General features: G+C 29.8%; 24 protein-coding genes. 3 read left to right on the forward strand and 21 right to left on the reverse strand.

The genetic code is table 11. The features are described 5' to 3' along the window. Window positions 1–363 precede the first annotated feature (363 nt). The 13 genes from rpsU to gpr all read right to left on the reverse strand — a co-directional run bounded on the left by rpsU (window position 364) and on the right by gpr (window position 13942). Entirely contained in the window at window positions 364–540 is a 177-nt protein-coding gene (rpsU, locus tag KPL37_RS10065) for a 30S ribosomal protein S21 (RefSeq protein ID WP_071613601.1), read from the reverse strand. Between the two features lie 184 nt (window positions 541–724). After that, complete coding sequence (locus KPL37_RS10070) at window positions 725–1018, reverse strand: HIT domain-containing protein (protein WP_216149039.1); 294 nt, start codon at window positions 1016–1018, stop codon at window positions 725–727. 135 nt (window positions 1019–1153) lie between these two features. Further along, on the reverse strand, window positions 1154–1930 hold the full coding sequence (locus KPL37_RS10075; RefSeq protein WP_216148909.1) for a 16S rRNA (uracil(1498)-N(3))-methyltransferase: 777 nt from the start codon (window positions 1928–1930) through the stop codon (window positions 1154–1156). Window positions 1931–1959: 29 nt separating this feature from the next. Next, a complete protein-coding gene (prmA, locus tag KPL37_RS10080) occupies window positions 1960–2895 on the reverse strand; it encodes a 50S ribosomal protein L11 methyltransferase (protein WP_216148912.1) in 936 nt (311 codons plus the stop codon). Window positions 2896–2952: 57 nt separating this feature from the next. Beyond that, window positions 2953–4074, reverse strand: coding sequence for a molecular chaperone DnaJ (dnaJ, locus tag KPL37_RS10085; protein ID WP_216148915.1), 1122 nt, complete (start codon window positions 4072–4074; stop codon window positions 2953–2955). A 173-nt stretch (window positions 4075–4247) separates the two neighbouring features. Continuing rightward, window positions 4248–6137: a molecular chaperone DnaK gene (gene dnaK, locus KPL37_RS10090; protein ID WP_216148918.1), complete on the reverse strand. Its 1890-nt coding sequence runs from the start codon at window positions 6135–6137 to the stop codon at window positions 4248–4250. A 98-nt stretch (window positions 6138–6235) separates the two neighbouring features. Next, complete coding sequence (gene grpE, locus KPL37_RS10095; protein ID WP_216149041.1) at window positions 6236–6898, reverse strand: nucleotide exchange factor GrpE; 663 nt, start codon at window positions 6896–6898, stop codon at window positions 6236–6238. A 71-nt stretch (window positions 6899–6969) separates the two neighbouring features. Continuing rightward, window positions 6970–8016: a heat-inducible transcriptional repressor HrcA gene (hrcA, locus tag KPL37_RS10100; RefSeq protein WP_216148921.1), complete on the reverse strand. Its 1047-nt coding sequence runs from the start codon at window positions 8014–8016 to the stop codon at window positions 6970–6972. Between the two features lie 215 nt (window positions 8017–8231). Further along, entirely contained in the window at window positions 8232–9353 is a 1122-nt protein-coding gene (gene hemW / locus KPL37_RS10105) for a radical SAM family heme chaperone HemW (protein WP_216148924.1), read from the reverse strand. Window positions 9354–9497: 144 nt separating this feature from the next. Then, window positions 9498–11303, reverse strand: a complete 1806-nt coding sequence (gene lepA, locus KPL37_RS10110) for a translation elongation factor 4 (protein ID WP_216148928.1) — start codon at window positions 11301–11303, stop codon at window positions 9498–9500. Window positions 11304–11422: 119 nt separating this feature from the next. Further along, entirely contained in the window at window positions 11423–11680 is a 258-nt protein-coding gene (locus KPL37_RS10115) for a hypothetical protein (RefSeq protein ID WP_216148931.1), read from the reverse strand. 89 nt (window positions 11681–11769) lie between these two features. Then, window positions 11770–12915 carry a stage II sporulation protein P gene (locus KPL37_RS10120; protein WP_216148934.1) on the reverse strand — a complete coding sequence of 382 codons (1146 nt, stop codon included), beginning with the start codon at window positions 12913–12915 and terminating at the stop codon, window positions 11770–11772. A 52-nt stretch (window positions 12916–12967) separates the two neighbouring features. Next, a complete protein-coding gene (gpr, locus tag KPL37_RS10125) occupies window positions 12968–13942 on the reverse strand; it encodes a GPR endopeptidase (RefSeq protein ID WP_216148937.1) in 975 nt (324 codons plus the stop codon). Window positions 13943–14191: 249 nt separating this feature from the next. Between gpr and rpsT the strand changes: the two genes are divergently transcribed. Further along, window positions 14192–14464, forward strand: coding sequence for a 30S ribosomal protein S20 (gene rpsT, locus KPL37_RS10130; protein ID WP_216148940.1), 273 nt, complete (start codon window positions 14192–14194; stop codon window positions 14462–14464). A gap of 98 nt (window positions 14465–14562) precedes the next feature. Here rpsT and holA read toward each other — a convergent pair whose 3' ends face one another. From holA to KPL37_RS10165, 7 genes are all read right to left on the reverse strand, one after another. Further along, a complete protein-coding gene (gene holA, locus KPL37_RS10135; RefSeq protein ID WP_216148943.1) occupies window positions 14563–15597 on the reverse strand; it encodes a DNA polymerase III subunit delta in 1035 nt (344 codons plus the stop codon). Further along, on the reverse strand, window positions 15590–17362 hold the full coding sequence (locus KPL37_RS10140) for a ComEC/Rec2 family competence protein (protein WP_216148947.1): 1773 nt from the start codon (window positions 17360–17362) through the stop codon (window positions 15590–15592). The genes holA and KPL37_RS10140 overlap by 8 nt, the downstream gene beginning before the upstream one ends. Before the next feature lie 191 nt (window positions 17363–17553). Further along, window positions 17554–20028, reverse strand: coding sequence for a P-type ATPase actuator domain-containing protein (locus KPL37_RS10145; protein ID WP_216148950.1), 2475 nt, complete (start codon window positions 20026–20028; stop codon window positions 17554–17556). A 141-nt stretch (window positions 20029–20169) separates the two neighbouring features. Then, window positions 20170–20343 carry a hypothetical protein gene (locus KPL37_RS10150; RefSeq protein WP_216149043.1) on the reverse strand — a complete coding sequence of 58 codons (174 nt, stop codon included), beginning with the start codon at window positions 20341–20343 and terminating at the stop codon, window positions 20170–20172. A 178-nt stretch (window positions 20344–20521) separates the two neighbouring features. After that, complete coding sequence (locus tag KPL37_RS10155; protein ID WP_216148953.1) at window positions 20522–21064, reverse strand: MORN repeat-containing protein; 543 nt, start codon at window positions 21062–21064, stop codon at window positions 20522–20524. Window positions 21065–21199: 135 nt separating this feature from the next. Beyond that, entirely contained in the window at window positions 21200–21364 is a 165-nt protein-coding gene (locus KPL37_RS10160; protein ID WP_071613616.1) for a zinc-ribbon domain-containing protein, read from the reverse strand. Window positions 21365–21571: 207 nt separating this feature from the next. After that, window positions 21572–21754, reverse strand: a complete 183-nt coding sequence (locus KPL37_RS10165) for a hypothetical protein (protein WP_216148956.1) — start codon at window positions 21752–21754, stop codon at window positions 21572–21574. Window positions 21755–22103: 349 nt separating this feature from the next. On the opposite strand from KPL37_RS10165, the gene KPL37_RS10170 reads away from it, so the two are divergent. Next, entirely contained in the window at window positions 22104–22397 is a 294-nt protein-coding gene (locus KPL37_RS10170) for a hypothetical protein (protein WP_216148959.1), read from the forward strand. Window positions 22398–22704: 307 nt separating this feature from the next. Here the strand turns inward: KPL37_RS10170 and KPL37_RS10175 are convergent, their stop codons facing one another. Next, entirely contained in the window at window positions 22705–23403 is a 699-nt protein-coding gene (locus tag KPL37_RS10175; protein WP_216148962.1) for a helix-hairpin-helix domain-containing protein, read from the reverse strand. A gap of 149 nt (window positions 23404–23552) precedes the next feature. Here KPL37_RS10175 and KPL37_RS10180 point away from each other — a divergent pair, with 149 nt between their 5' ends. Beyond that, window positions 23553–24854 carry a D-alanyl-D-alanine carboxypeptidase family protein gene (locus tag KPL37_RS10180; protein WP_216148965.1) on the forward strand — a complete coding sequence of 434 codons (1302 nt, stop codon included), beginning with the start codon at window positions 23553–23555 and terminating at the stop codon, window positions 24852–24854. Window positions 24855–24908 lie beyond the last annotated feature (54 nt).

Raw genomic sequence — 24908 nt, forward strand, 5'->3', positions numbered from 1 at the left:
ACCCTACCGTTGCCAGTAAATCCCTTGCTCTCAGGTTGTCTTCCCGTTGGTTAGGCGACATAGGCTTCTTTCAGCCTATCGGCTCAGCTAACATGCTGGACGTACAAAAAAAGACTCAGCAAATGCTGAATCTCTTATTCATTAAAATATTATTTTGCAATCAAATTTACCATCTAATTAACCTTTAACTTTAGGTTATAAGGTAAACATAACTTTTTTTTACGTTTCCATACTATTAAATCCCAATCCCACCACTGCTTTTTTGAATAGCTCTAAATTTCTGATTTAGTTACTGCTGAGGAAGGTATTATAACAAGATTTTTACATAAAAAAACAAATCTTGTCTTTCTCAATTTTAAAAATCTATTTAAATTTTCTCTTTCTTGCAGCTTCTGATTTCAATTTCTTTTTAACGCTTGGTTTTTCGTAGTGTTCTCTTTTTCTTACTTCTCCGAGCACTCCACTTCTTGCACACTTTTTCTTAAACCTTCTTAAAGCATTCTCAATTGTCTCGTCTGTTCCAACTTTAATTTCTGACATCATTATCCCTCCCTCCGCTAGCTCAATTCAATTTAAAAGCAGCTAATGCGGGGCCTAAATAGCACATTTTTTATTATACAACACTGCTTTACATAATGTCAACATTTTCATTGCTGTTTTGTTATATATATAACGTTTTTTTATAAAACATTATCAAAAATTCAATTTATCAACTAATTATAAATTAACCAGGTGGCCACTCAAGTAATCTCCCACCGAGCAAATGGAAATGTATATGTTGAACGGTTTGACCCCCTTGCTCCCCACAATTAGAAACAATTCTATAGCCAGTCTTTGCAATTCCCAAAGTCTGTACAACCTTAGTAGCAACCATAAATATATGACCTATTATTTCTGATTGATCTTGTTTTAGGCAATTTAAATTATCAATATGTTGCTTTGGAATAATTATAACATGTACAGGTGCCTGAGGACTTATATCTTTAATAACTATAACTTTATCATCTTCATATAGCATTTCTGATGGGATTTGCTTTTTTATAATTTTACAAAAAAGACAATCTTCCTTTTCCACATAATCACCTCCAATTCATCTTATACTATATTATTCAACATAAATGCTAATTTTCCTTTTAAATAAATTAATTAGAATTTATTTTACACTTCCACCAAGGTCAGAAAGCTCATACATTATTAAACTTAAACATGTAAACCCAGCTGTTTCAGTCCTAAGTATTCTTGGTCCTAAAGTGATTATTTTTGCTCCTATCTCTTTAAGTTTTGATATTTCAAATTCCTCAAATCCACCCTCAGGTCCTATGACAATTGCAACTTTATTAATATTCTCTTTGTCTATTTCTTTAACTAATTTATTCATGCCATAGCCCTCTTCATTCTCATAGGGAACTACCACTAAATCCATAGCTTTTAACTTATCAAGTAAATTATCAAACTCTATAGGGGGATTAATTACGGGTATTAAACTTCTCTTGCTTTGCTTAGAAGCTTCAAGGGCTATCCTATTCCATCTAACTATCTTTTTATCAAGCTCCTTAGCTTTTTTAATTTCCATTATTTCAATTTTAACTTCTACCCTCTTTGTAATTATAGGGGTTATCTCTTTAACTCCAAGTTCAGTATTCTTTTGAACTATTAAATCCATTTTTATAGATTTCGGCATACCTTGAAACAAGTACACTTCAACAGGACTCTCATTATTTATAGGATTTTCTTTAAGAAGATTTATATTTACAACACTCTTATCTATATAAGTTATTTCACCTATGTATTCCGTGCCGCAAGAATTGTTAACACTTACCATCTCACCAACCTGAAGTCTTAATACCTTATATATATGTTTTACATCTTCGCCTTCTATAATAGCTTTATTATCATCTATACTACTTTTGGGTACAAAAAATTTATGCATTGTTTATCCTCCCCGAGCTTAGACATTTTTTATAGTTTTGCAACTATACAAACCCATTCTCCCTCGATATTTATCTCTTCAATTGTAAATCCGCACTTTGTTAACTTATTTATTACTTCCTCTTTTTTACATAAAATTATTCCTGAAGATATAAAATATCCACCCTTAGTTATAACTTCTTTAACTTGATCCGTCAAAAACATAATTATATCAGCCATTATATTTGCTACAACTATATTAGCCTTCCCTTTTACAACATCAAGTAAGTCTCCATATAATATTTCAATGTTATTTATATCATTATATGAAACATTTTGTTTTGCAGAATCTACAGCAACTGGATCCAGATCAACTCCTACAGTTTTCTTAGCACCAAGCTTAGCCGCTGTGATCGCTAATATTCCCGACCCTGTACCTATATCAAAAACAGTCGAACTATCGTCTACGTATCGTTCTAGTGCCTTTATGCACATTCTGGTAGTCTCGTGAGAACCAGTACCGAAAGCCATTCCTGGATCTAGCTGTACAATTATTTCACCAGGGTTTTCATTGTACTTTTCCCATATAGGTTTTATAACTATTTTTTCTCCCACCTTTAATGGTTTATAATACTTTTTCCAGTTATTTTCCCAATCTTCCTCATTTACCTTCTCTGCAGTAACAGACCCTACACCTTTATCTAGTCCAAAACTTGGTAAATTATTTACCCCTGTTTTAATTTCCTCTAAATGCTTCTTGAAATGTTGATCTTTTTTATAATATCCCTTAATTACAACTCCACTCTTTGTGTCAATAATACTTTCATCAAAATAGTCCCAATCCGTAGTATGATCCCTTCTATAAATCAAATCTAAAGGATCTAAAATAGAAACCCCCTCCACTCCAGTATTATATAGCATTGCAGACACAGCCTCAACTGCCGCTGTACTTGTTATTATAGTTACCTCAACCCAATCTTTATCCATTTATATTCTCCTTATTTAAAATAAAAAACCCCGTTTTACAAAACGAGGTTTTTATTATTATTTACCTAATATTTTATCTACAAAGGACTTTTTATTTTCTTCAAAAATTTCTACACTCTCACCATTAGCCTGCATAAATACTTTAAGTGCTTCCTTTTGTTTATCATTCAAAGATTTTGGAATATCAACAATAACCTTTACGTATTGATCTCCTCTTCCGTGTCCGTTTACTCTAGGTATACCCTTGCCCTTAAGCCTAAATACAGTGCCAGATTGCGTTCCACCAGGAACTTTGTATTTAACATCACCATCTACCGTTGGCACCTTAATTTCAGTACCCATGGATGCATAACCAAAGCTTATATGTGATTCTATATGAATATCAATTCCTTTTCTCTTAAAAGTTTTATGAGGTGTTACTCTGATATTTATATATAAATCTCCTGCTGGTCCGCCTTTTTCACCTTGTTCTCCTTGGCCTCTTAGTGGCATAACATTTCCGGTATCAACTCCACCAGGAATATTAACTTTAATTTTTCTATTTTTTCTTTGTTTTCCAGAGCCATGACAAGTTTTACATGGTTCAGAAATTATCTTGCCACTACCTCCACACTTATCACAAGTGCTCATGCTAGCAAAACTTCCAAATGCAGTATTTCTCTGAACTTTTATTTGTCCATTTCCACCACACTTATCACAAGTTTTAGGAGTTGTACCAGCTTTAGCACCACTACCGTTACAATCTCCACATTTTTCATTTCTTGTAATTGACACATCTTTTTCTACACCAAATACGGACTCTTCAAAAGTTAGATTTATATTATATTCTAAATCCGCACCTTTTTTAGGACCATTCTGATTTCTTGACGAGAATCCGCCTCCAAATATGTCTCCAAATATATCTCCAAAACCACCAAAACCAGAAAAGTCAGAACTACCTTCAAATCCTGATCCATTAGCATCAGCTGTGCCATATTGATCATATCTAGCTCTTTTTTCTGAATTAGATAAAACTTGGTATGCCTCATTCATTTCTTTGAATTTATCTTCAGCTTCTTTATTATCTGGATTTCTATCTGGATGGTACTTTAATGCACCTTTTTTAAAAGCCTTCTTAATTTCTTCTTCACCGGCATCTTTACCTACGCCAAGTGTTTCATAATAATCTTTATTTGCCATTCTACTCTTCACCACCTAAAATATATATACTTATATATTATAACTAATCCCTAAAATAATACAACTCTTATTATTATATAGTTATTCTATAACAATTGATAATACTGTTTTACTTAAAGCAAATTAAATTAGGGAAGGGTAGTTACCCATCCCTAATTTAGTTGTTTTAATAATTATTTATCTTGTTTTTTTTCTTCTTCTTTTTTTTCTTCTTCTTTCTTTTCTTCTTCTACTTTATAATCAGCATCAACTACATTGTCGTCAGATTCTGCGTTTCCATCAGCATTATCAGCGCCTTGAGCAGCTTCTCCAGCTTTTGCTGTTTCTGCTTCAGCTTGATATATTTTCGTAGTTACTGCATAAAATGCCTGTGTTAATTCTTCTGTAGATTTCTTTGTAGCTTCAGTATCGTCTCCATCTTTAAGCTTTTTAAGAGCTTCTAATTTTTCTTCTATATCTTTCTTATCTTCCTCTGATACTTTTTCTCCAAGGTCAGTTAAGCTTTTTTCAGTTTGATATACTAACTGTTCTGCATTATTTTTAATTTCTATTTCTTCTTTTCTAGTTTTATCTTCTCCTGCAAATTTTTCTGCTTCTTTTACTGCTTTATCAATTTCATCATCACTTAAATTAGTTGATGCTGTAATTGTTATTTTAGCTTCTTTTCCTGTTCCTTTATCTTTAGCTGATACATTAACAATGCCGTTAGCATCTATATCAAAAGTAACCTCTATTTGTGGAATACCTCTTGGTGCTGATGCAATTCCTGATAAAGTAACTCTTCCTAAAGATTTATTACCTGCAGCCATTTGACGTTCACCTTGAACAATGTTAATTTCAACTGATGTTTGACCATCTGCAGCTGTTGAGAATGTTTGACTCTTTTTAGCTGGGATAGTAGTGTTTCTCTCAATTAGAGGAGTAGCTATTCCACCTAGAGTTTCAATTCCTAGAGTTAATGGAGTTACATCAAGAAGTAAAACATCTTTAACTTCTCCACTTAATACTCCTGCTTGAATTGCTGCACCAAGTGCAACGCATTCATCTGGATTTACTCCCTTTGAAGGATCTTTACCAGTAAATTCTTTAACTGCATCTTGAACTGCAGGTGTTCTTGTTGAACCACCTACAAGTACAATTTTATCTATTTCATTAAGAGATAAACCTGCATCTGCAATTGCTTTTTTCATAGGTTCGATTGTAGATTGAACTAAATCATGAGTTAATTCATTAAATTTTGCTCTTGTTAAATTCATATCTATGTGCTTAGGGCCTGTTGCGTCAGCTGTAATAAATGGTAGATTAATATTTGTTTGTGTTGAAGATGATAATTCTATTTTTGCTTTTTCAGCAGCTTCTTTAAGTCTTTGAAGTGCCATTTTATCATTTCTTAAATCTATTCCATTATCTGCTTTAAAAGTATCTGCAATATGATTCATAACCTTTTCGTCAAAGTCATCTCCACCAAGTTTAGTATTTCCATTAGTAGATTTAACTTCGAATAATCCATCACCAAGTTCTAATATAGATACATCAAATGTACCGCCACCTAAATCATATACTAATATTTTTTGGTTAACATCCATTTTGTCTAATCCATAAGCTAATGCTGCAGCTGTTGGTTCATTTATTATTCTTTTAACTTCAAGTCCAGCTATTTTTCCTGCATCTTTTGTTGCTTGTCTTTGGCTATCATTGAAATATGCAGGTACAGTTATAACAGCTTCTGTAACTGTTTCTCCTAAATAAGCCTCAGCATCAGCTTTTATTTTTTGTAAAACATATGCTGAAATCTCTTGTGGTGTATGTGATTTTCCATCGATATCTACTTTATGATCAGTACCCATTTGTCTTTTAATTGACATTATTGTTTTATCTGGGTTTGTAATTGCTTGTCTTTTAGCTACTTGACCTACTAGTCTTTCCCCATTAGCCTGAAATGATACTACAGATGGTGTAGTTCTTGCACCTTCTGAATTAGAAATTACTACGGGTTCTCCACCCTCCATAACTGCTACACATGAATTGGTTGTACCTAAATCTATTCCTATAATTTTTCCCATTATTATTTCCTCCCTATATTCCTTTTATATCATTTCAATAACTATTGATATGATATTTATATTTTATATTTATTAAAGGTTTTAACATCTATTAAAGTTTAATTTGCAACTTTAACCATACTATGTCTTAATACCTTATTTTCCTTTTTATATCCTTTTTGTAATACTTCTACTATTTGATTAACTCCATATTGTTCATCTTCTACATGCATTACTGCATTGTGTAAGTTAGGATCAAATTCGCCTGTTGAAGATAATTCTTCAATACCTAATTTTTTAAATGCAGTATTAAATAATTTAACTGTATTTTCTACACCAGTTCTTAATTCCTCCCCACCACCTTCAACTGAAAGTGCTCTTTCTAAGTTATCAAGTACTGGTAGAAGTTCTTTTAAAACATCTGCACAAGCATCTGTGTATATGTTTTGCTTTTCTTTTATTGTCCTTTTTCTAAAGTTTTCATACTCTGCAGTTGTCCTTAAAAATTTATCTTTAAAACCATCCACATCATCTTGTAATTTTTTGTTTTCTGCTTCTAATTTCTTTTTACTTTTTCTCATATCTTTTTCTTTATCACTTTCTAAAAGTTCTTCAACTTCTTCATCTTCCTCCACTATCTCAGCATCTTGTAACACTTCAGCTTCTTCTAGTGTTTCATCTACAATATTCTCAGTCTCTTCATTACTTTCCTTAACTTCGCTCGTGTCACCTACTGAATTAGAATCTTCATTTGAACATTCTATATTTTCTTCATCTACCATTTCTTCATTATTCGTATTCACTAAATCATTCCTCCAAATCTCGCTCAAAAAAAACATATTAACTTAAAATTTCATCTATGATCATTATAAATTTGAGCTATATTATCATTTAATTCTTTAACTACTTCCTTCAATACTGATATAACTTTTCCGTAGGGAATTCTTGTTGGTCCTATAACTCCGATGGATCCAAGTGGTACTCCAGAAGCGCTATAAACTGCGGTTATGATACTACATTCTCTCGCACACTCAACAAAATTTTCACCACCGATTTTAATCGTAATCTTAGAAGTATTGTCATTAGTACCTAGTAAACTATTTATACTCTCTTTATTATCTACTAAGACTAAAAACTCTCGAGCTTTAGTTATATTGTTATATTCTGGGTAATTAAATATATTAGCAGCACCTTGAATATACACTTCTGAAGATTTAACCCCAGATAAACTATCATATAAGGCCGGAATAATACCTGCAAATATTTCTTCATAAAAAGCTAAATCACTTTTCAAATTGTTAATAACTTCTAAGTTTATCTGCTCGATAGTAAGTTTTCCCAATCTAAAATTAAGTATATTGGTAAGTTTTTCTATAGTAGCAGTGCTCATTGGCTTACTAACCTTTATAACATTGTTTTTAATAATACCACTGTCTGTAATAATTACAAACAAAATACTTATAGAATCTAAATTCATTAGCTGGATATATTTTATACAGCTTTTTTGAACAGAAGGTGCTTTCATTATAGATGTAAGATTTGTAAGAAGCGAAAGCATTTGTGTTGCTTGCTTAACAATTTTATCAACTTCGTATAGTGCAGCATTAATAAGATGATTTTTAATCATATATTCTTCCTCAGAAGATAATTTTGTAAGTTCCATAAGTCTATCAACATATAACCTATAGCCTTTATCTGATGGTTTTCTACCAGACGAGGTATGTATATGTTCAATATATCCCATTTCTTCGAGGTCTGACATTTCATTTCTTATTGTAGCTGAACTAATACCTAAATCATACTTTTTAGCTATGGTTCTGGACCCTACAGGCTCACCATTGTTTATATAGTCTGTTATTATAGCCTGAAGTATTTTTATTTTTCTTTCATCCATTTCCATAATATCACCTCTTTTATTAGCACTCGCTTCCGTTGAGTGCTAACGGGTATACATTTAAGTTATCATTTATTATGAATTTTGTCAATAAGCATGTTTTTTCATTATGGCTATTTTATATCGTTTATTTTAAATTATATTTCAAATGCTCTATTTATCTTCGATTTCCTACTTAACCTGTTAAATCATCTCCTGGGTCGCTGAAATATTACGATAATTTATAATAGAAAATCTGCCATAATTACATTTGATACTTCAATACCATCGAAGGTTAAAAAAATACTATCGGGAGTTTCCTTCATAAAACCTGTGCTTGTATATTTATTAATTACATCGAAGTAAACGTCACTAATGTTTTTATCAAATCTTTTCTTGAATTCACTTTTATTTACACCTTTTGTCTTTCTAAGTCCCATGAACATAAACTCTTCCATATTATCTTTAAATGAATTTTTTATTCTTTCAACTATTGCATTATTATCATGATTCATTTTTTCAATGTATTTTTCTATATTTTCTTCATTTCTATACCGATAGCCTCCACTGTAAGAATGCGAAGCAGCTCCACAACCAATGTATTCATCCAATTCCCAATATACTACATTATGTCTACATTGCTTATTATTTTTTGAAAAGTTCGATATTTCATATTGTGTATATCCTTTTTCCCTTAAAACTTCTATTGTTTTAGCATACATAGCTCTGTCTATTTCTTCATTTGGGAGATTTAATGTACCTTTTTCAAATCTTTTATAAAACTCCGTTCCCTCTTCTACAATTAAACTATAACAAGATAAATGCTCTGGATTAAGCTTAGTTACATTCTGTAGTGTCTCTTCCCATTGCCTGAAAGTTTGAGATGGAAGTCCAAACATCAAATCAACATTTATATTATCAAATCCTAATTTTCTAGCCATTTCAAAGCTTTGTTTAAAATCTTCTATAGTATGAATTCTTCCTAGCTGCTTTAAAAGTGAATCCTGCCACGCTTGAAGTCCAATACTAAGTCTATTTACTCCCATTTCTTTTAGAAAGTTCAATTTTTCTTTTGTGAATGTTCCTGGATTTCCCTCCACTGTAAACTCTAAATCATCACATTTATCTAATGCATCAATACTTTTTCTTATTATTTTCCAGCCCGCTAAAGATAAATAGGTGGGAGTTCCCCCACCTATAAAAATAGTTTTTATTTTTTTATTCTTTATACTATATATTTCTTTTGCGAGTGCTGCAGCATAATCAATCATACAATCCTCTTTGCCAGCTAGTGATGGGAAATCACAATATAAACACTTTTGCTTACAAAAGGGAATATGTATATATAAAGCAACATTCTTCATATTTTATCCTCACTTTAATTATCTTTTTCAAAGCTATTAATTATCTTCTTCGAAGCTACTAGTTATCTTCTTCGAAGTGTTAGTTATCTTCTTCGAAGCTACTAATCATCTTTTTCAAAGTGTTAATTATCTTCTTCGAAGCTACTAGTCTACTTTAAGTATAGCCATGAATGCTTCTTGTGGAACTTCTACACTTCCAACTTGTCGCATTCTCTTTTTACCTTCTTTTTGCTTAGATAATAATTTTTTCTTTCTTGAAATATCTCCACCATAACATTTAGCTAAAACATCTTTTCTAAGAGCTTTTACAGTTTCTCTTGCAATTACCTTTGAATTTATAGATGCTTGTATTGGTATTTCAAACATTTGTCTTGGTATGTGTTCCTTTAATTTTTCAGCCATAGCTCTTCCTCTATGCGCAGCTGATTCCTCTGGAACAATCATGGACAAAGCATCAACTTTTTCTCCTTTAAGTAAAATGTCTAACTTTACAAGAGTTGCAGTCACATATCCCTTTAATTCATAGTCAAAGGATGCGTAACCTTTTGTTCTTGATTTTAATGCATCAAAAAAGTCATATACTATTTCATTAAGTGGCAAATCATAATTTAGCACAACTCTCGTAGTTTCTATATATTTCATATCAAGGTATACGCCTCTTTTTTGTTGGCATAACTCCATAACTGATCCCAAGTATTCTGATGGTGTTATGATAGACGCCTTAACTATAGGTTCTTCCATATAACTAATTTCCGTAGGTTCTGGAAGATTTGTAGGGTTTGTTATCTCTATTAATTCTCCACTAGTTTTCATTACCTTATATATAACAGAAGGTGCTGTGGTTATGATATCTAAATTAAATTCCCTTTCAATTCTTTCTTGTACTATTTCCATATGAAGAAGACCTAAAAATCCACATCTAAATCCAAAACCTAAAGCAATAGATGTTTCTGGTTCAAATCCTAAGGCTGCATCATTTAACTGAAGTCTCTCTAATGCCTCTTTTAATTCTTCATACCTTGCACCATCTATAGGATAAATACCACTAAACACCATTGGAATCGCTGGTTTATATCCCTTTAGTGCATTTAATGCCGGTCTATCAGCTTGCGTTACTGTATCACCAACACGTGCATCCCTAACATTTTTTATAGATGCAGTTATATATCCAACATCACCGGCACTTAACTCTTGCACTGGAAGATAGTTTGGAACAAACACTCCAACTTCTACTACCTCATATACCTTATTAGTATTCATTAATTTAATCTTTGTTCCATGTTTAACTTTGCCGTCTTTAATTCTTACATAACATACTACTCCTTTATAACTATCATAAAAAGAGTCAAAAATTAAAGCTTTAAGTGGTGCTTCTTCATCACCACTAGGTGGTGAAATTTTATTTACTACCGCTTCTAAAACATCTTCTATATTAAGTCCTGTTTTCGCAGAAATTCGTGGAGCATCAATAGCTTCAATACCTATTACATCCTCAATTTCCTTAATTACCTCATCTGGCCTTGCACTCGGAAGGTCTATTTTATTAATAACTGGCGCAATATCAAGGTCATTATCTAATGCAAGATAACAATTTGCTAAAGTTTGAGCTTGAATTCCTTGTGATGCATCAACTACAAGTACCGCTCCCTCACAAGCAGCTAAACTCCTTGAAACCTCATAATTAAAATCTACATGACCAGGAGTGTCTATAAGATTGAATATATATTCTTCTCCATTCTCCCTCTTATAAACTAGCCTTGCCGGTTGAGATTTTATTGTGATTCCTCTTTCTCTTTCTAAATCCATATTATCAAGTACTTGCTCTTCCATTTCTCTTTTAGTTAAAGTACCTGTCTTTTCTAGTAATCTATCTGCAAGAGTAGACTTGCCGTGATCAATATGTGCAACTATCGCAAAGTTTCTTATATGTTTTTGTCTATTGCTCTGCATTAATTTTTACCCCCATTGTACTATATCTTAAATATTTTTTATTTTTATACATCTATTTAAATTATATCATAATTATATATGTTTTTGTCAATGCATTGTGATTTTACATGATACTTTGTTTAATTCATAAAAATATCATTATAAGTGTCAATACATTTTTCTTTCATGTTATAAAAAATTTTACCATTTGCATAAAAAACATATGCATTAGTCTCTATTCTAAAATCTACAGGATTTAATTTTAAGTTTATTGTAAATTTCGACTTTTCTTTTACAAGTTCAGGCTTATTAATATTAACTTCAATAAATCCATAAATAAATATAGAAAAACAAATGACTATTATAAACATATATTTAATAATGCCTTTTTTAAACATAAAAAAATACCCCCTACAATTCTCTGGAATAGATAACAATTAATTATTATCTTCTCCTTAGTAAGGATGCACTTTTTATAATAAATTATTCACTTTTTCCCATTTAATTGCTCTGCGATTATTCTTGATAGATATTTACCTGTATTTTTTACTTCTTGTATACTATTAGTATACGTGCCTACCTCAATTAAGAGTGCATTATTACTTCTATTTTGATTATAAAAGCCCATACCCCAGTGATAAGCCCAAATAGGGTTATCACGTATAAGTCCTGGATATAATCTATTTGAAATTGACATCATAGAATTTATTAATTTCTTCTGCTCAGTATATCTAGGATTCTTATCTGTTACAACGAACATAAATTGCGCAACATCCTCACCATTTAATTTTGTAAGTACTGTCTTCTTATTTACTACACTATCTCTATGTAAATCAATAATTAAATCAAATTTTTCGTATAGCTTTAAGTACTTATCTAAAGTAACTCCAGACTTTTTATAAGCATTATTGTAATCTCCTGTATCATTTACGTTCTTATCATGTATAACCGAAATTCCATATTTATTTTCTAATTCTTCAGTTATTTCATCTCCTACCGCAACAACATTACGTGATTGATCTGGACTAGCAGTAGTTGTTGATGTATCCTTGTTTGAGGTGCGATAAGCTTCAGATGTATGAGAATGATATATAAGTACCCGAGGCTTTGCCTTATTTAATGTACCTTTCAAACTAGGATCATAAAGTTTTGCTACCACATTGGTAACATTAGCCTTAGACTTACTTACCTGCTTATCATCTAAGTTAAAAGGATTAAGACTAATTTTTTTTGAATTATCTGCATCCGCGCTAACTTCATTTTTATCTAAATAAGCAATTTCCTTTACTACTATTGATATAGGGTTAGAAGTATCTACTCCTAAAAATGACAAAACTGATAAGCCTTCTGTGTTTTCACTATTTGTATCTTGTCCCTTTACGCTAGAGGATTTGATTACAGATAAAACATTATTAATAACACCAATATAAAAATAGCTTCTATAATTCCCTTCACTACCAGCCTTCGCGCTTTTAGGCATAATTACTCCTAATAAAAAAATAATGAGCAATGTGAAAACACAAAAAAACATTCTCACATTACTACTTTTTTTAATAGAATTTTTAAAGGAATTCATTTTTTCGCTTGGCATAATCTTATGTTTGTGTTTAAATTTTATACCTCTGTAACTCATTTTCATCCCCCCTGTTTATACAATATATATGAGGGGATTTAAATAGTTATTACTAATTTAAATACTTATTTATGTCCTCTAGGTCTAATGCTGGTTGCAATGCTATATTGATGCCATTAGCAATTATTTTAGAAACAGAGTTTATAACCATATCTATTTCCTTTGGTGTAACAACAAGATTGCCTACATAAGGATTTAATATTTCAGCAATCATTTTTTGTTTTTCTGCTTTATCAATGGATTTTAGCATATTGTAAAATTCTTTGCCTTCATTTGCAGATTTAATCATCTCATCAAGTACTAAATCAATAGTATCATTTGCAAGTGTTGCAGCGTCTACTACTGTCGGAATACCAATTGCAATGACTGGTACACCTAACGTTTTCTCACTTATTTCCATTCTCCTATTTCCAATTCCTGCTCCTGGAGAAATTCCAGATGTCCCTATTTGAATAGTTCTATTCACCCTATTCATTTTTCTAGAAGCTAATGCATCGATACAAATCACTAAATTGGGTTTAATCCTCTCCACAATACCACGAATGATTTCGCCAGTTTCCATACCTGTTATTCCAAGAACTCCTGGAGATATTGCACATACTGGACGTATGCCCTCGTCTATAGAATCTGGTACCAATTGTTTTAAATGCCTAGTAACCATTATTTTCGATACAACTTTGGGTCCTACAGCATCAGGAGTAACATTCCAATTGCCAAGTCCAACTACTAGAGCCGTCATACTGTCATCCAATTTTATTAGGGGTGATAGAACCTCTCCCATTACTACACTTACTCTGTCCATAGCATCACCATCATAGTGAACAAATTCAGGGATATCAATAGTTATATATGTACCTTTTGGTTTTCCCATCATTTTTTCTCCAATATCGCTTACTATTTTTACATTGGTAATTTTAATATCTCCCTTATTGTACTCCTCCACATCAACACCAGATATTTCAACATTGTTTTCCTCTTTGTATATTTCTTTAGCCTCCACAGCCAAATCTGTTCTTATACTTATCATATTTTCACCTCAACTACATTTTTATTATTATCCTTTCCTAATAGTATTTTCTTATTCTTAAAAATGTTTATTTTAGGCTTTATACCTCATTTATACAAGTCTTTACTAAAATTTATGCATATCCATGAATTTACCCTTGAAGTGCTTATATTTTAATGCTATAATATTAGTTGATTAATTAAATAGACTCGTATGCAGTTTCCCCAAAACTGCTGACACGTTATTAAATATAAAGGGGGGTGAAAATTAATGGCAAATATTAAATCAGCAAAAAAAAGAATTAAAATTACTGCAGTTAAAACAGAAAGAAATACAATGATTAAATCTGCTTTAAAAACTAAGGTTAAAAAATTTGAAACAGCGCTAGTTACTGGTGATATTACAGAAGCTAAGGTTACATATGCAAGTGTGGTAAAAGCTTTAGATATGGCTGTAACAAAAGGAATACTTCACATCAACAAAGCAGCAAGAAGAAAGTCAAGACTTGCAGCAAAATTAAATGCTTTAAGTTTAGCAGCATAATAAAAAACCGGTGATTTACACCGGTTTTTTTATTTTTTTGCTTATTTATTATTTACTTTTCAAATTAAATCATATCCTTGATTGCTGAAATATTAACTCTACATTACGGTCTTTACCATAAAGACTTCAATATTTATTTTATCATCAGTTGAAGTACTTTTTAAAACTTTTTCTGTTTCAAGACATAGTTCAATATTTCTTTTCAACCTTTTTAAAGTAAACTTATTACTTTGGGTAATCATTTTTTCACAAACATATGGATGAAGTCTTAATTCGCTAACCAAAACTTCCTTTGTTTTCCCACTTTCAGTACCCAATTTAATATTAAATAAAAGATTAAACTGCCTTGTTACCATAAATAATATAAATGGTATTTTCTCTCCCCTGTATATAAGTTCATTTAATATGTCTAGAGCCCTCTTAATATTCTTTTGAGATAAATAATCAACTAAATTAAAAATATCATTTTCGCTCTTTTGAGGCATCATTGCCAAAATATCTTTTTTAGTAATCTCTCTTCCGTTTGCAAATGATACTAGTTTTTCTACTTCATTTGATACAATATTCATATTGTTATCTACCTGAGAACAAAATAAAATAAGTTCTGATTTTCCAATTTTGGCTCCAGCACCTTCAAATAAGTTTTTACAAATTTTCTGAAGAGATTCGCCCTTTAATTTATCAACTTTTATAACACATGCTTTTTTATCTAGTTTTTTAATTTTGTTACTCGGTTTTTCCCTATCGCTTAAAAACGTATAATATATAATCAAGATACATTGTGGCGGTGGATTTTTTAAATATTCATTTAGCATAATAAAATTTTTATTTTTTAAATCATTAGAATTCTTAGTTCCTGAATTATCTTCTAAAAAAGTCGCCCTATATACAACCACTACCTTTTTATCGCTCATAAATGGCATAGTTTCACAAGCATCACTAATTGTCTCGAAATCTATTTTACTACCATCAAATTTCGAATAATTAAGGTCAATAAAATTCTTGTCAAGTACGCTATTTGTTATATAATCGACATGATCTTTTATTAACTTTTCATCTGGCCCACAAAATATATAACAATTATCTAATTCATGTTTTTTAATCTTTTTCTCAAGCTCTGCATAGTTAATCAATTATTTCCTCCAACCCTTGTGAAAATTTTAAAACTTTATTTCCTATAATTATGTATTTATTAATAATTGTTCCTGATGGCACATATGTTTCATCATTTTCTAGTTTTATTATATCTTTAAATGGTGTGGTTTCATCGGTTTCACTTTTAAGTAATACTATATCCTGTTTTTTACTTGTCTCTTGTGTAAAACATACTTGTGCTTCTAATTTATCACGATAACTTATCATTCTAATAGTATATCTTTGTGAAAGACTTATAGTAGATTCACCAGTATAATTTTCAAAAACTCTATCTATATTAGCCGGCACTTTTAAATCATTTCCATTAATATTTCCTGTGGTAACCGCAATCGTTGTCCTTTTATATTGTATTAAAACCACGTTATTCTTATTTACGCTTATATAACTAACCTCTGGGAAAACCTTATAACTTTGAAATGCTAAAACAAAAATAATACAGATTGGAACATACTTAAATTGCATATAACCTTTTTTTATTCCAAGATAACATAGATATAATCCGAATACAACTAAACTTTCTATAAAAGAAAAGTAAAGCATTTCTGGTAGTGATGCTGCAAGCACCTTTTGAATAAATTCTATAATCATTAAGACAGTAAACAATCCATAATTTATCAAATTAAATAATGGATAAAAGACATTACACACAAGCCCCATATTCCCAAGCACCACAACTACTGTATATAACGGCAGCAACAGCAAATTACTAATAAAGGAGCCTAAACTAAAAGTTTTAAGAGCTACAACTGCATAAGGCGTAGAAAATATTTGGGAACTTATACTCAAACTGAAAGATTCATTTAAAGTAGAAGGTAATTTATATAACACCTTCCTTATTTTCTTGTTAAAAACTATAATACCAAGAACACAAAGAAAAGAAAGCATAAATCCTATATCAAGAATATAAAAAGGTCTAAATACCAATATTATAATTGCAGCCAAACTAACAGATGAGAGACTATCATATTTTTTATATACTTTGCTAGCTACTTTTAATATAAAAATCATTATAAAAGCTCTTATTGTTGATGATTGTCCTCCTGTGAATATCATGTATCCAAAAGAGAACAATAAAGCTATTTTATAACCAATAACAGTTTCTAAAACCTTATATACTATTGACATATGAAGACCTGATACACTTATAACATGACTAATACCAAGTTTTTTAAAATCTTCTTTTTGCGTTTTTTCTATGTATCCACTATCTCCAAAACATACCCCCATAACTAGGGCCGCCTTTTCTTTTCCTAAACTTTCTGAAAATTTTTCATATAACCCTTTTCTAAAACTTTCAATTTTAGATATTATATCTTCATCACAAATCTCGTAGCTTTTAACTGTATATGTTCCAACTGTACCCTTTTCATATACTGCTTCCTTTTTAAAATTACCATTTATCCATACATTTCTTCCTTCACTGAATTCAAATATATTGCCTTTTAAATTAATCTTCTTATTATTATATCTTGCTGAGCAATAATATGTACTTTTATCTGATATTCTCACTTTAAGCTTTTGTCCATTCGGTAAATTAACATTAAAATAAGAGTAGTAATTTATAATACCAATAATGAAAAAACAAACTACTAGGCAAAAAAACTTCTTATCTATAGTAAAATACATAGTAGCTAAAAAAATCACAGCTATACATGCACCTACAATAGGGTTATTTATTAAAATTAAGCAAGTAATACAGCCCATAAATATCGTTACTGCATAATACACTAAAGGTCTAGCCATAATAAAATATTATACTTGAAAAATCATTTACGTAAGTAGAACATATAAATTTGTTCTGTACTTTTCTATTATACCATAATCAATGTTTTAAATATATTTCCAAGTATTATATACCTCCACAGCCTTATTTTATCCAATAAATCTTTTAAATAATCACCCTCTCTATTTGCTAATATTTCTTTAAGTAGGTTCTATTTTAAAATAACAAATATAAATTGTAATAATAAATTGAATATTACTAAGGTATAAGCCCCTATATTTTTTAAAAAATGTTTTTCACATAATAGCGATAAACAAAATATATTTTCTACAAGAACAAACGCAATAAATATAGTATCCATAACATTTATAATAACAAATTTATGTTTGATAACAATAATAAATATATATATAATACTAATAACAAATGAATTTCTTATAGAAATATTTTTTATATAAACATAGTCAATATTTTTGAGTGTTATATCTGTATTTATATTTTGTAATAAAATTGCAAGGCAACAACAAGGTAACAATATAAAATTTAAAGATAAACTAGAAATAAGTGTAAATGGCATTCCATTCTTGATAATTATACTTAATAATATTATAAATATTTCACTTACTGCTAAAGTGCTTATAAATAAAACCACTCTACTTATATTGTTAATAATTTTTTTACTATCCTGTATTAAATTTACTATATCTCCAAAATCATTTTCCTCCAAAAATATATTTGAAAGTTTTTTTACTACATTGCTACATTCACTCCCTACTGAAATAGATATATCAGACTTATTAAGGTACTCTAAATCAGTCAACGTATCTCCTACCGATGCAATCGAATGACCTTTTTCATTTAAAACACTAACAATTTCACTTTTATGTTTTGGTGAAATCTTAGAAAAAATACTAACGTTCTCAATGTTTTTTTCAAACTCATCTTTGCTCATATAGTCCATCTCTATACCTGATAAAATTTCTTCTTTTTTGCAAGTTAACCCTATTAATTCTCCGAATGCAAAAGAGGCTAATTTATTATCTTCTTGATCTATGATAACTCTAATATCAATTTTTCTACAAGTGTTCACTGCGATATACGAGTTTTTCTTTATGGGATTCTCAAAACCTATTAACCCTACAAACACTAAATTACTCTCAATATTTTCATCAATGCTAGGTTTATAACTAAAATTTCTATACGCATACCCGGTAACGTTATATGCTTTATTTGACATATCTATATGAACATTTATAATATTCACGATGTCATCCTCATTAATTTCTTTTTCTACACCATTAATTAAAATATGAGTGCATCTACTTAACATTCCATCAAGTACGCCTTTTACATTAGCTCTATATTTATCATCTATTTTATTCACAACTGTTTTAATCCTTTTATCAGAATCATAAGCAATCTTAAATATTCTCCTATGCTTTGTCTCAATCTTACTATTTTTAGCAAAATTTTTATTCCAGAATTCAAGTATTTCATGTTCTTCCAAATTTTCAATAGAATTAAGATCTCTCAAATGCTTCGAGCTTTTATTAAAGAGCTTAGAATCATTACAAAGTAATGCTATACTAATTATTTTCTCTATAGCTTCTTCAGTTTCAAGTTTATGGTCCTTCATATCAATATGCCTACCATCACAATAAACTTCGCAAAGAATAAGTCTATTCTCAGAAACAGCCCCAATTTTCTTCATGAATATTGCAGAAATATTAGTAAGTGTATATATAGTAGCAATACTTTTTACATATATATTTTTTTTATTTAATTTACTAAAAAAAATATAAAAAAATAAATAAAGTATTATAATAAACATTGAAGAATTAAACGTCATAGAAATATAAATAAGTGAATTTACAGTTTCATGAATTCCATTATTTTTATATGTTGTAAAAATCAATGTAATTAATCCTACTATTAAAGTAATTATTGAACCTCTATTAACAACTTTTGTTAAACTATTACTAAATGAACTGCTATTATTTTTAGATTCAAGTAACACCTTTATAATCTTTCCAATTTGTGTATTCATTCCAGTAGCAATAATTATACCGAGGCCAGAACCTTCAGTAATAAATGAAGATTTAAACACAATGTTTTTTATTTCAGAAAGATTCACAACCTCTTCCTCTATCTTCATAGAGTATTTTTCAACTTCATATTTTTCACCTGTTACCGAAACTTCTACTACCTTGAGATCTTCACATTCGAGTATTCTAATATCTGCTGAAACATATCTACCTTTTTCAAGAAAAACAATATCTCCAACCACCATTTCTTCACAATTTATTTTAATTATCTTTCCAAAACGTTTTACATTAGACTGGGTTGTATTTAAATTATCTATTGCCACTAAACTTTTTTTCTCTTTATAATCCCCATTTATTAAAAGCATAACACTAAGTATTATTATCAAAGTTACAAAACAACCTATAATAAGTAATTTATTATAAAATAACATAGCTATACATGCTAGCGATACAAAAAACCATAACTGCTTTATTTGATTAACTATCAAAGTTAAAAGGCTTTCAGTTTTAGGCTTCAATATAGTATTTTCACCATAGCTTTCTCTCATATATTTTATTTTTTCTTCATCTAGCCCCAAATCAATATCAGAATTAAGCATTTTAATTACCTTTGTCATTGTTTTTCCATACCATTTTTTCATATTACCCAACCTATCCTTTTAAGTTTTTACCTTTTATAATCTTCGTACAATAAATAGGAGACTTTAGCATATGCTACTAAAATCTCCTTGTTTCTAAATAATTAATTTAATTTTCTGATACAAAAACACGTTATACTGTTCTTAATCAGAACATACATTTCGGTTTTTCTTATGGCATTTCCTATTTCTATTTATAATAATAGTATTGGTACAACAACAATCATTGTTTCTACATCTATTGTTTCCACATCTATTGTTTCCACAAAATCCATCGTCTTCAACTAGTAACAATAATATTAACCACCAACAACACATACATATTTCCCCCCTCTCTGAAGGCAAATATCCTTATATAATTTTTTCTCATAAGTTTGTCCACTTTATCATAAGTTTCCTTCTATTTCTTTCTTTTGTTGGTATATGATATTACATTTACGATAAAAACGTTACAAATAAAAAATAGGAATAAAAAAATAACAGAATTATTTATCTGTTATTTTTTTATTTTTATTTCTCCATTAGAGTAAATATACATTCCTTGCCCTTTTCTTTCATCATTTTCCCACTGACCCATGTATCTTTCTCCACCAGAATAGGTATGAATTCCAATTCCATGTCTAAGTCCATCTTGAAATTCTCCCACGTATATGTCTCCAGTAGGCCACGTGCATATGCCTTGACCACTTTTCTCACCATTATCCCACTGTCCTATGTATTTTTCACCATCCGGCCAAGTATATATTCCATATCCATGTTTTTCATCATTAATCCATCCTCCAATATATTCTTCTCCACAAGAAAAAGTAAGAGTACCTTGACCACTCATTTTGTTATTACTCCAATTTCCTACATATTTACTTCCATCAGCATAAACGAAAGTTCCAGTCCCCTGTTTAATGCCATTAATTCTCTCCCCTACATAGTTTCCGCCATGAACATGATTAGGTTCATCATTAACTTTATTATTTTTATTTAAATTAATATTATTTAGTTTGATTTTATCTAAAGTAACTTTACTTAGTCTTATATTTTTCATATTATATCTCTCCTTCTACTTAAGTATCCCCATCTTCAATATACTATATTACATTTATCTAAAAGTTATGTTATAAATTTGGACAGAATAAAACCCATAGGAATAAATTCCTATGGGTAATTTTTTTAAATTATATTATCTTTGAAATCCTCTGTTGTTCTGTTGTTTTTTAGCTCTTCTACAATCAGGACATCTTTGTGGTTCATTTTCAAATCCTTTTTCTTTATAAAATTCCTGTTCACCCTCAGTGAATACGAATTCTTGTGAACAATCTTTACATACAATAGTCTTATCTGTCATTTTAAACATGTCTCCTTTTTATTTATATTAAGATTTAAGATTTGATTTACTTTATATGCCTAAAAAGGTAATGTTTTAATCATATCAAATCTTGATGTTGTTGATTTTGCAATCCCAACTCATTAAGAATAACATAGATATTGTTAATATGCAATACTTTTATATAAAATACTTTTATATAAAATGCTTCTGAAAGATACCAGTTGTCTATTGTTTACATTGCCTAGCTATTTCTAAATTTATAGTACCTTTGACAAGATCAATAGCTTGTAGTTTACTATATCCCTTGTGTTTTATCTGCTTCTCCTCCTTTGTTGCAATTGCTTTATATGGATATTGTTTTTCATTATTCTCTACAACTTCTATTACGTAACCCCTGTATTCTTCCATACTCCACCTCTTATTATTTATTTAAAATTTTGTTCATAATTATATATTCTACATATATTATTTAAAACTAAACTGTAATTTAACTTAAATTTTTTATACTTAACCATTTTGCTTGCTAACTTTAACTTCAATCAAAATCTCCTAATTTTATCCTCCTCTATTAAGATTATTATAACACGTTTATAATAGTTTGAATATTCTTTTATTAAAATTAAACTAAAAAATTAATCGTTTTCATTTTTACTGTTATTATCTAACTATTCGCTAATAAATATTTTTCTTTTTATTCACTAATGCATGTAGTATAATTATATATTATGATGAAATATACTAATGAAGGAGGATCTTTATGAAAGATAATATAAAAGAAACTGAAGATAATGTATTAAAATATCTTTATGAAAATAAAGCATCATCACCACAAAGCATATCTAAAATAAAGCTTGCAATTAATTTAGGTAATGGTAAAGGTAATATTCGAGTATTAAAAGCGTCTCTTGAATCTTTAATGAAAAAAAGGTTCATAACAAAACAAGCAGTTAGAGGTAATTATAAAATTGAGACAAGCGGAATAGAACATATTGATAAAAACCTTTCCGAAAACACTGAGGAAAATGCTTTAAATAATCTCCAAGAGAATTAAAAAAAAGAGCTAAGAGCTCTTTTTTTTATAAAGTAAAATAAAAAGCGGCTCAGATAACATAAAACTATGTATCTAAGCCGCAATATGTCTATTTAATTTTTAGGAATTTGAGTGAGTTAAGCAACTACTTACCCCTTAACCACTATACTTAGTATAACATATAATACAATTGCATTCAATAACAATATGAGGAATTTTGTCGAATTATTCAATTCTAACCATGATTATTCTAATTTTTCTTACTCATTTGTATATTCTATCCTAAACTCATATAAAAATACAACTATTCCACATAATTTAAAATTAATTATTTTATATCTATCTTATCTACAAATTTACTTAATGTCTTTTCTCCTATACCACCTACTTTGGTAAGTTCATCTACTGACTTAAATCCTCCATTTTGCTCTCTATATTCTATTATAACATTTGCTTTAGACTCCCCTATACCTGTAAGTGTCATTAATTCTTCTTTACTTGCAGTATTTATATTAACGATAACATCTTCTGCTTTATTATCAGAACTTGAAACAGAAGAATTTGGAGTACCACTATTAGATACACTACCATTAGGCATTTGTGCTTTGTTACCCTCTCCTTTTTTACTAATTACAATACAATCTTCATCTTTTAATTTTTTCGAAAGATTTGTAGCATCAAGGTCCGCATCTTTTGCACCTCCCCCTGCAAGTTTTATGAGATCAGTTACTCTACTTCCATTTTTTATTTCATAAACGCCAGGGCTTTTTACAGCTCCCTTTATATCCACTTTAATAATACTATCTTCTGTTTTAGCATTACTATTTTCTACTTTCTTAGGTAAAGATGTATTACCTTCACCAGCATTATTGGTTTGTGATGTTTTATCTGTATCAACAAATACATCTTTATAATCTGAAGTAGTAGCGTTTTGTTTTGGAGTTGACAAAACATAACCAATAATTATAAAGACAATACTTATGCACAAAATAGCTATAGACCCAATTATTTTCTCTTTCTTTTTCATATTTCCTCCTTGGCATCACCTATAATAACAAAATAGTTACTTCCTGTTTTTCCCTTACATATAGAATTATTGACAACTTTACGTAAATACTATCGCTAAGAAATGATTTTTTTGATATAATGTACACATTGAAAAACTTGGAGGTACCTATGAAGAAGTTAATCGCAATACTACTTACGTCACTTTTTTTATCTTATAATATAGCAACAACGGTGAAAGCATCAGTAAAGTCACCCCCCAAAGGGATTTCTGCCGACAGTGTAGTTTTACTTGACGCCACTACTGGTAAACTGCTCTATGAGAAAAATAAGGATTCTGCTTATCCTCCAGCATCAACAACTAAAATAATGACTATACTTTTAGTTTTAGAACACTCTAATTTAAACGATATAGTAACAGTAAGTAAAAATGCATCACTTACTGAAGGTTCAAGAATATACCTTGTTGCTGGCGAGAAACTCACTGTAAAAGAATTGTTATATGGATTAATATTAGCTTCAGCCAACGACTGCGCAGTAGCTCTAGCTGAACATGTAAGTGGTACCACACAAAAATTCGCAAAACTTATGAATTCAAAGGCGGATGCTTTAGGTTGCAAAAATACCAATTTTGTAAATCCTAACGGATTATATAACATAAAACATAAAACTTCAGCTTATGCTTTATCATTGATTATGCAAGAGCTTACAAAACATCCCGAATTCAAGGTTATTGCAACAACTCCATCCTATAAAATGGCATCAACAAATAAGTCAAAGATAAAACGCCCTCTCTGGAATGAGAATAGACTAATACATAAGGATGACCCTAACTATTATTCAGGCTGCGAAGGTGGAAAAACAGGTTATACTACTGAATCACAACATTCATATATTGCTGTGGCTACAAGAAACGGACAAAGACTTATCGTAGTTCTTGTACATGACTCTAAAAAAACTTTTTTCCCGGATAGCAGAAAACTGCTAGATTATGGATTTGAGAATTTTGAGCTTGTAAAACAATTCAGTAAGAATGATGTTGTATCAAAATTAACGTTAGAGGATGGCACGGTGCTTCCACTTCTTGCTTCAAAGGATTTATATATCGTTAAAGCTAAAAACTCAACTTCAACTTCAACTACTAAAATTGAGCAAAAGAAAATAAATTCTTCATCTATCAAGAAAGGCGATTTAGTAAACAAAGCCGTAATTTCTTTTGGTGAAAACTCCTATCCTTTAGATTTAACTAGTGGAATTAATTATACTAAAAATACTTCTGCTCTTAAAAACACAATTTTAAATGATGCTTTACCAAGTTCTAATTCATTTTCTGTTTTTAAAAACATAATAAAATATGTTCTTATTATCTTAGTATTATTAATAGTCTTTTTAAGAATAAGAATTCTTAGGCGAAGAAAAATACGAAAAATAAGAAATAGGTTTATCTATAATCGTAAAAATAAAAAGTGGTAAAAAAACACTAGATATAAACTAACTTAATAGTTTACATCTAGTGTTTTTTATATC

The sequence above is a fragment of the Clostridium frigoris genome (genome assembly GCF_018861865.1).
Taxonomy (GTDB): domain Bacteria; phylum Bacillota; class Clostridia; order Clostridiales; family Clostridiaceae; genus Clostridium_AD; species Clostridium_AD frigoris.

What these genes read in the sequence shown, in the direction of transcription:
- rpsU (WP_071613601.1), bottom strand. Translation starts at nt 540, where the DNA reads ATGTCAGAAATTAAAGTTGGAACAGACGAGACAATTGAGAATGCTTTA.
- KPL37_RS10070 (WP_216149039.1), bottom strand. Translation starts at nt 1,018, where the DNA reads ATGCTATATGAAGATGATAAAGTTATAGTTATTAAAGATATAAGTCCT.
- KPL37_RS10075 (WP_216148909.1), bottom strand. Translation starts at nt 1,930, where the DNA reads ATGCATAAATTTTTTGTACCCAAAAGTAGTATAGATGATAATAAAGCT.
- prmA (WP_216148912.1), bottom strand. Translation starts at nt 2,895, where the DNA reads ATGGATAAAGATTGGGTTGAGGTAACTATAATAACAAGTACAGCGGCA.
- dnaJ (WP_216148915.1), bottom strand. Translation starts at nt 4,074, where the DNA reads ATGGCAAATAAAGATTATTATGAAACACTTGGCGTAGGTAAAGATGCC.
- dnaK (WP_216148918.1), bottom strand. Translation starts at nt 6,137, where the DNA reads ATGGGAAAAATTATAGGAATAGATTTAGGTACAACCAATTCATGTGTA.
- grpE (WP_216149041.1), bottom strand. Translation starts at nt 6,898, where the DNA reads ATGGTAGATGAAGAAAATATAGAATGTTCAAATGAAGATTCTAATTCA.
- hrcA (WP_216148921.1), bottom strand. Translation starts at nt 8,016, where the DNA reads ATGGAAATGGATGAAAGAAAAATAAAAATACTTCAGGCTATAATAACA.
- hemW (WP_216148924.1), bottom strand. Translation starts at nt 9,353, where the DNA reads ATGAAGAATGTTGCTTTATATATACATATTCCCTTTTGTAAGCAAAAG.
- lepA (WP_216148928.1), bottom strand. Translation starts at nt 11,303, where the DNA reads ATGCAGAGCAATAGACAAAAACATATAAGAAACTTTGCGATAGTTGCA.
- KPL37_RS10115 (WP_216148931.1), bottom strand. Translation starts at nt 11,680, where the DNA reads ATGTTTAAAAAAGGCATTATTAAATATATGTTTATAATAGTCATTTGT.
- KPL37_RS10120 (WP_216148934.1), bottom strand. Translation starts at nt 12,915, where the DNA reads ATGAGTTACAGAGGTATAAAATTTAAACACAAACATAAGATTATGCCA.
- gpr (WP_216148937.1), bottom strand. Translation starts at nt 13,942, where the DNA reads ATGATAAGTATAAGAACAGATTTGGCTGTGGAGGCTAAAGAAATATAC.
- rpsT (WP_216148940.1), top strand. Translation starts at nt 14,192, where the DNA reads ATGGCAAATATTAAATCAGCAAAAAAAAGAATTAAAATTACTGCAGTT.
- KPL37_RS10140 (WP_216148947.1), bottom strand. Translation starts at nt 17,362, where the DNA reads ATGGCTAGACCTTTAGTGTATTATGCAGTAACGATATTTATGGGCTGT.
- KPL37_RS10145 (WP_216148950.1), bottom strand. Translation starts at nt 20,028, where the DNA reads ATGAAAAAATGGTATGGAAAAACAATGACAAAGGTAATTAAAATGCTT.
- KPL37_RS10150 (WP_216149043.1), bottom strand. Translation starts at nt 20,343, where the DNA reads ATGTGTTGTTGGTGGTTAATATTATTGTTACTAGTTGAAGACGATGGA.
- KPL37_RS10155 (WP_216148953.1), bottom strand. Translation starts at nt 21,064, where the DNA reads ATGAAAAATATAAGACTAAGTAAAGTTACTTTAGATAAAATCAAACTA.
- KPL37_RS10160 (WP_071613616.1), bottom strand. Translation starts at nt 21,364, where the DNA reads ATGACAGATAAGACTATTGTATGTAAAGATTGTTCACAAGAATTCGTA.
- KPL37_RS10165 (WP_216148956.1), bottom strand. Translation starts at nt 21,754, where the DNA reads ATGGAAGAATACAGGGGTTACGTAATAGAAGTTGTAGAGAATAATGAA.
- KPL37_RS10170 (WP_216148959.1), top strand. Translation starts at nt 22,104, where the DNA reads ATGAAAGATAATATAAAAGAAACTGAAGATAATGTATTAAAATATCTT.
- KPL37_RS10175 (WP_216148962.1), bottom strand. Translation starts at nt 23,403, where the DNA reads ATGAAAAAGAAAGAGAAAATAATTGGGTCTATAGCTATTTTGTGCATA.
- KPL37_RS10180 (WP_216148965.1), top strand. Translation starts at nt 23,553, where the DNA reads ATGAAGAAGTTAATCGCAATACTACTTACGTCACTTTTTTTATCTTAT.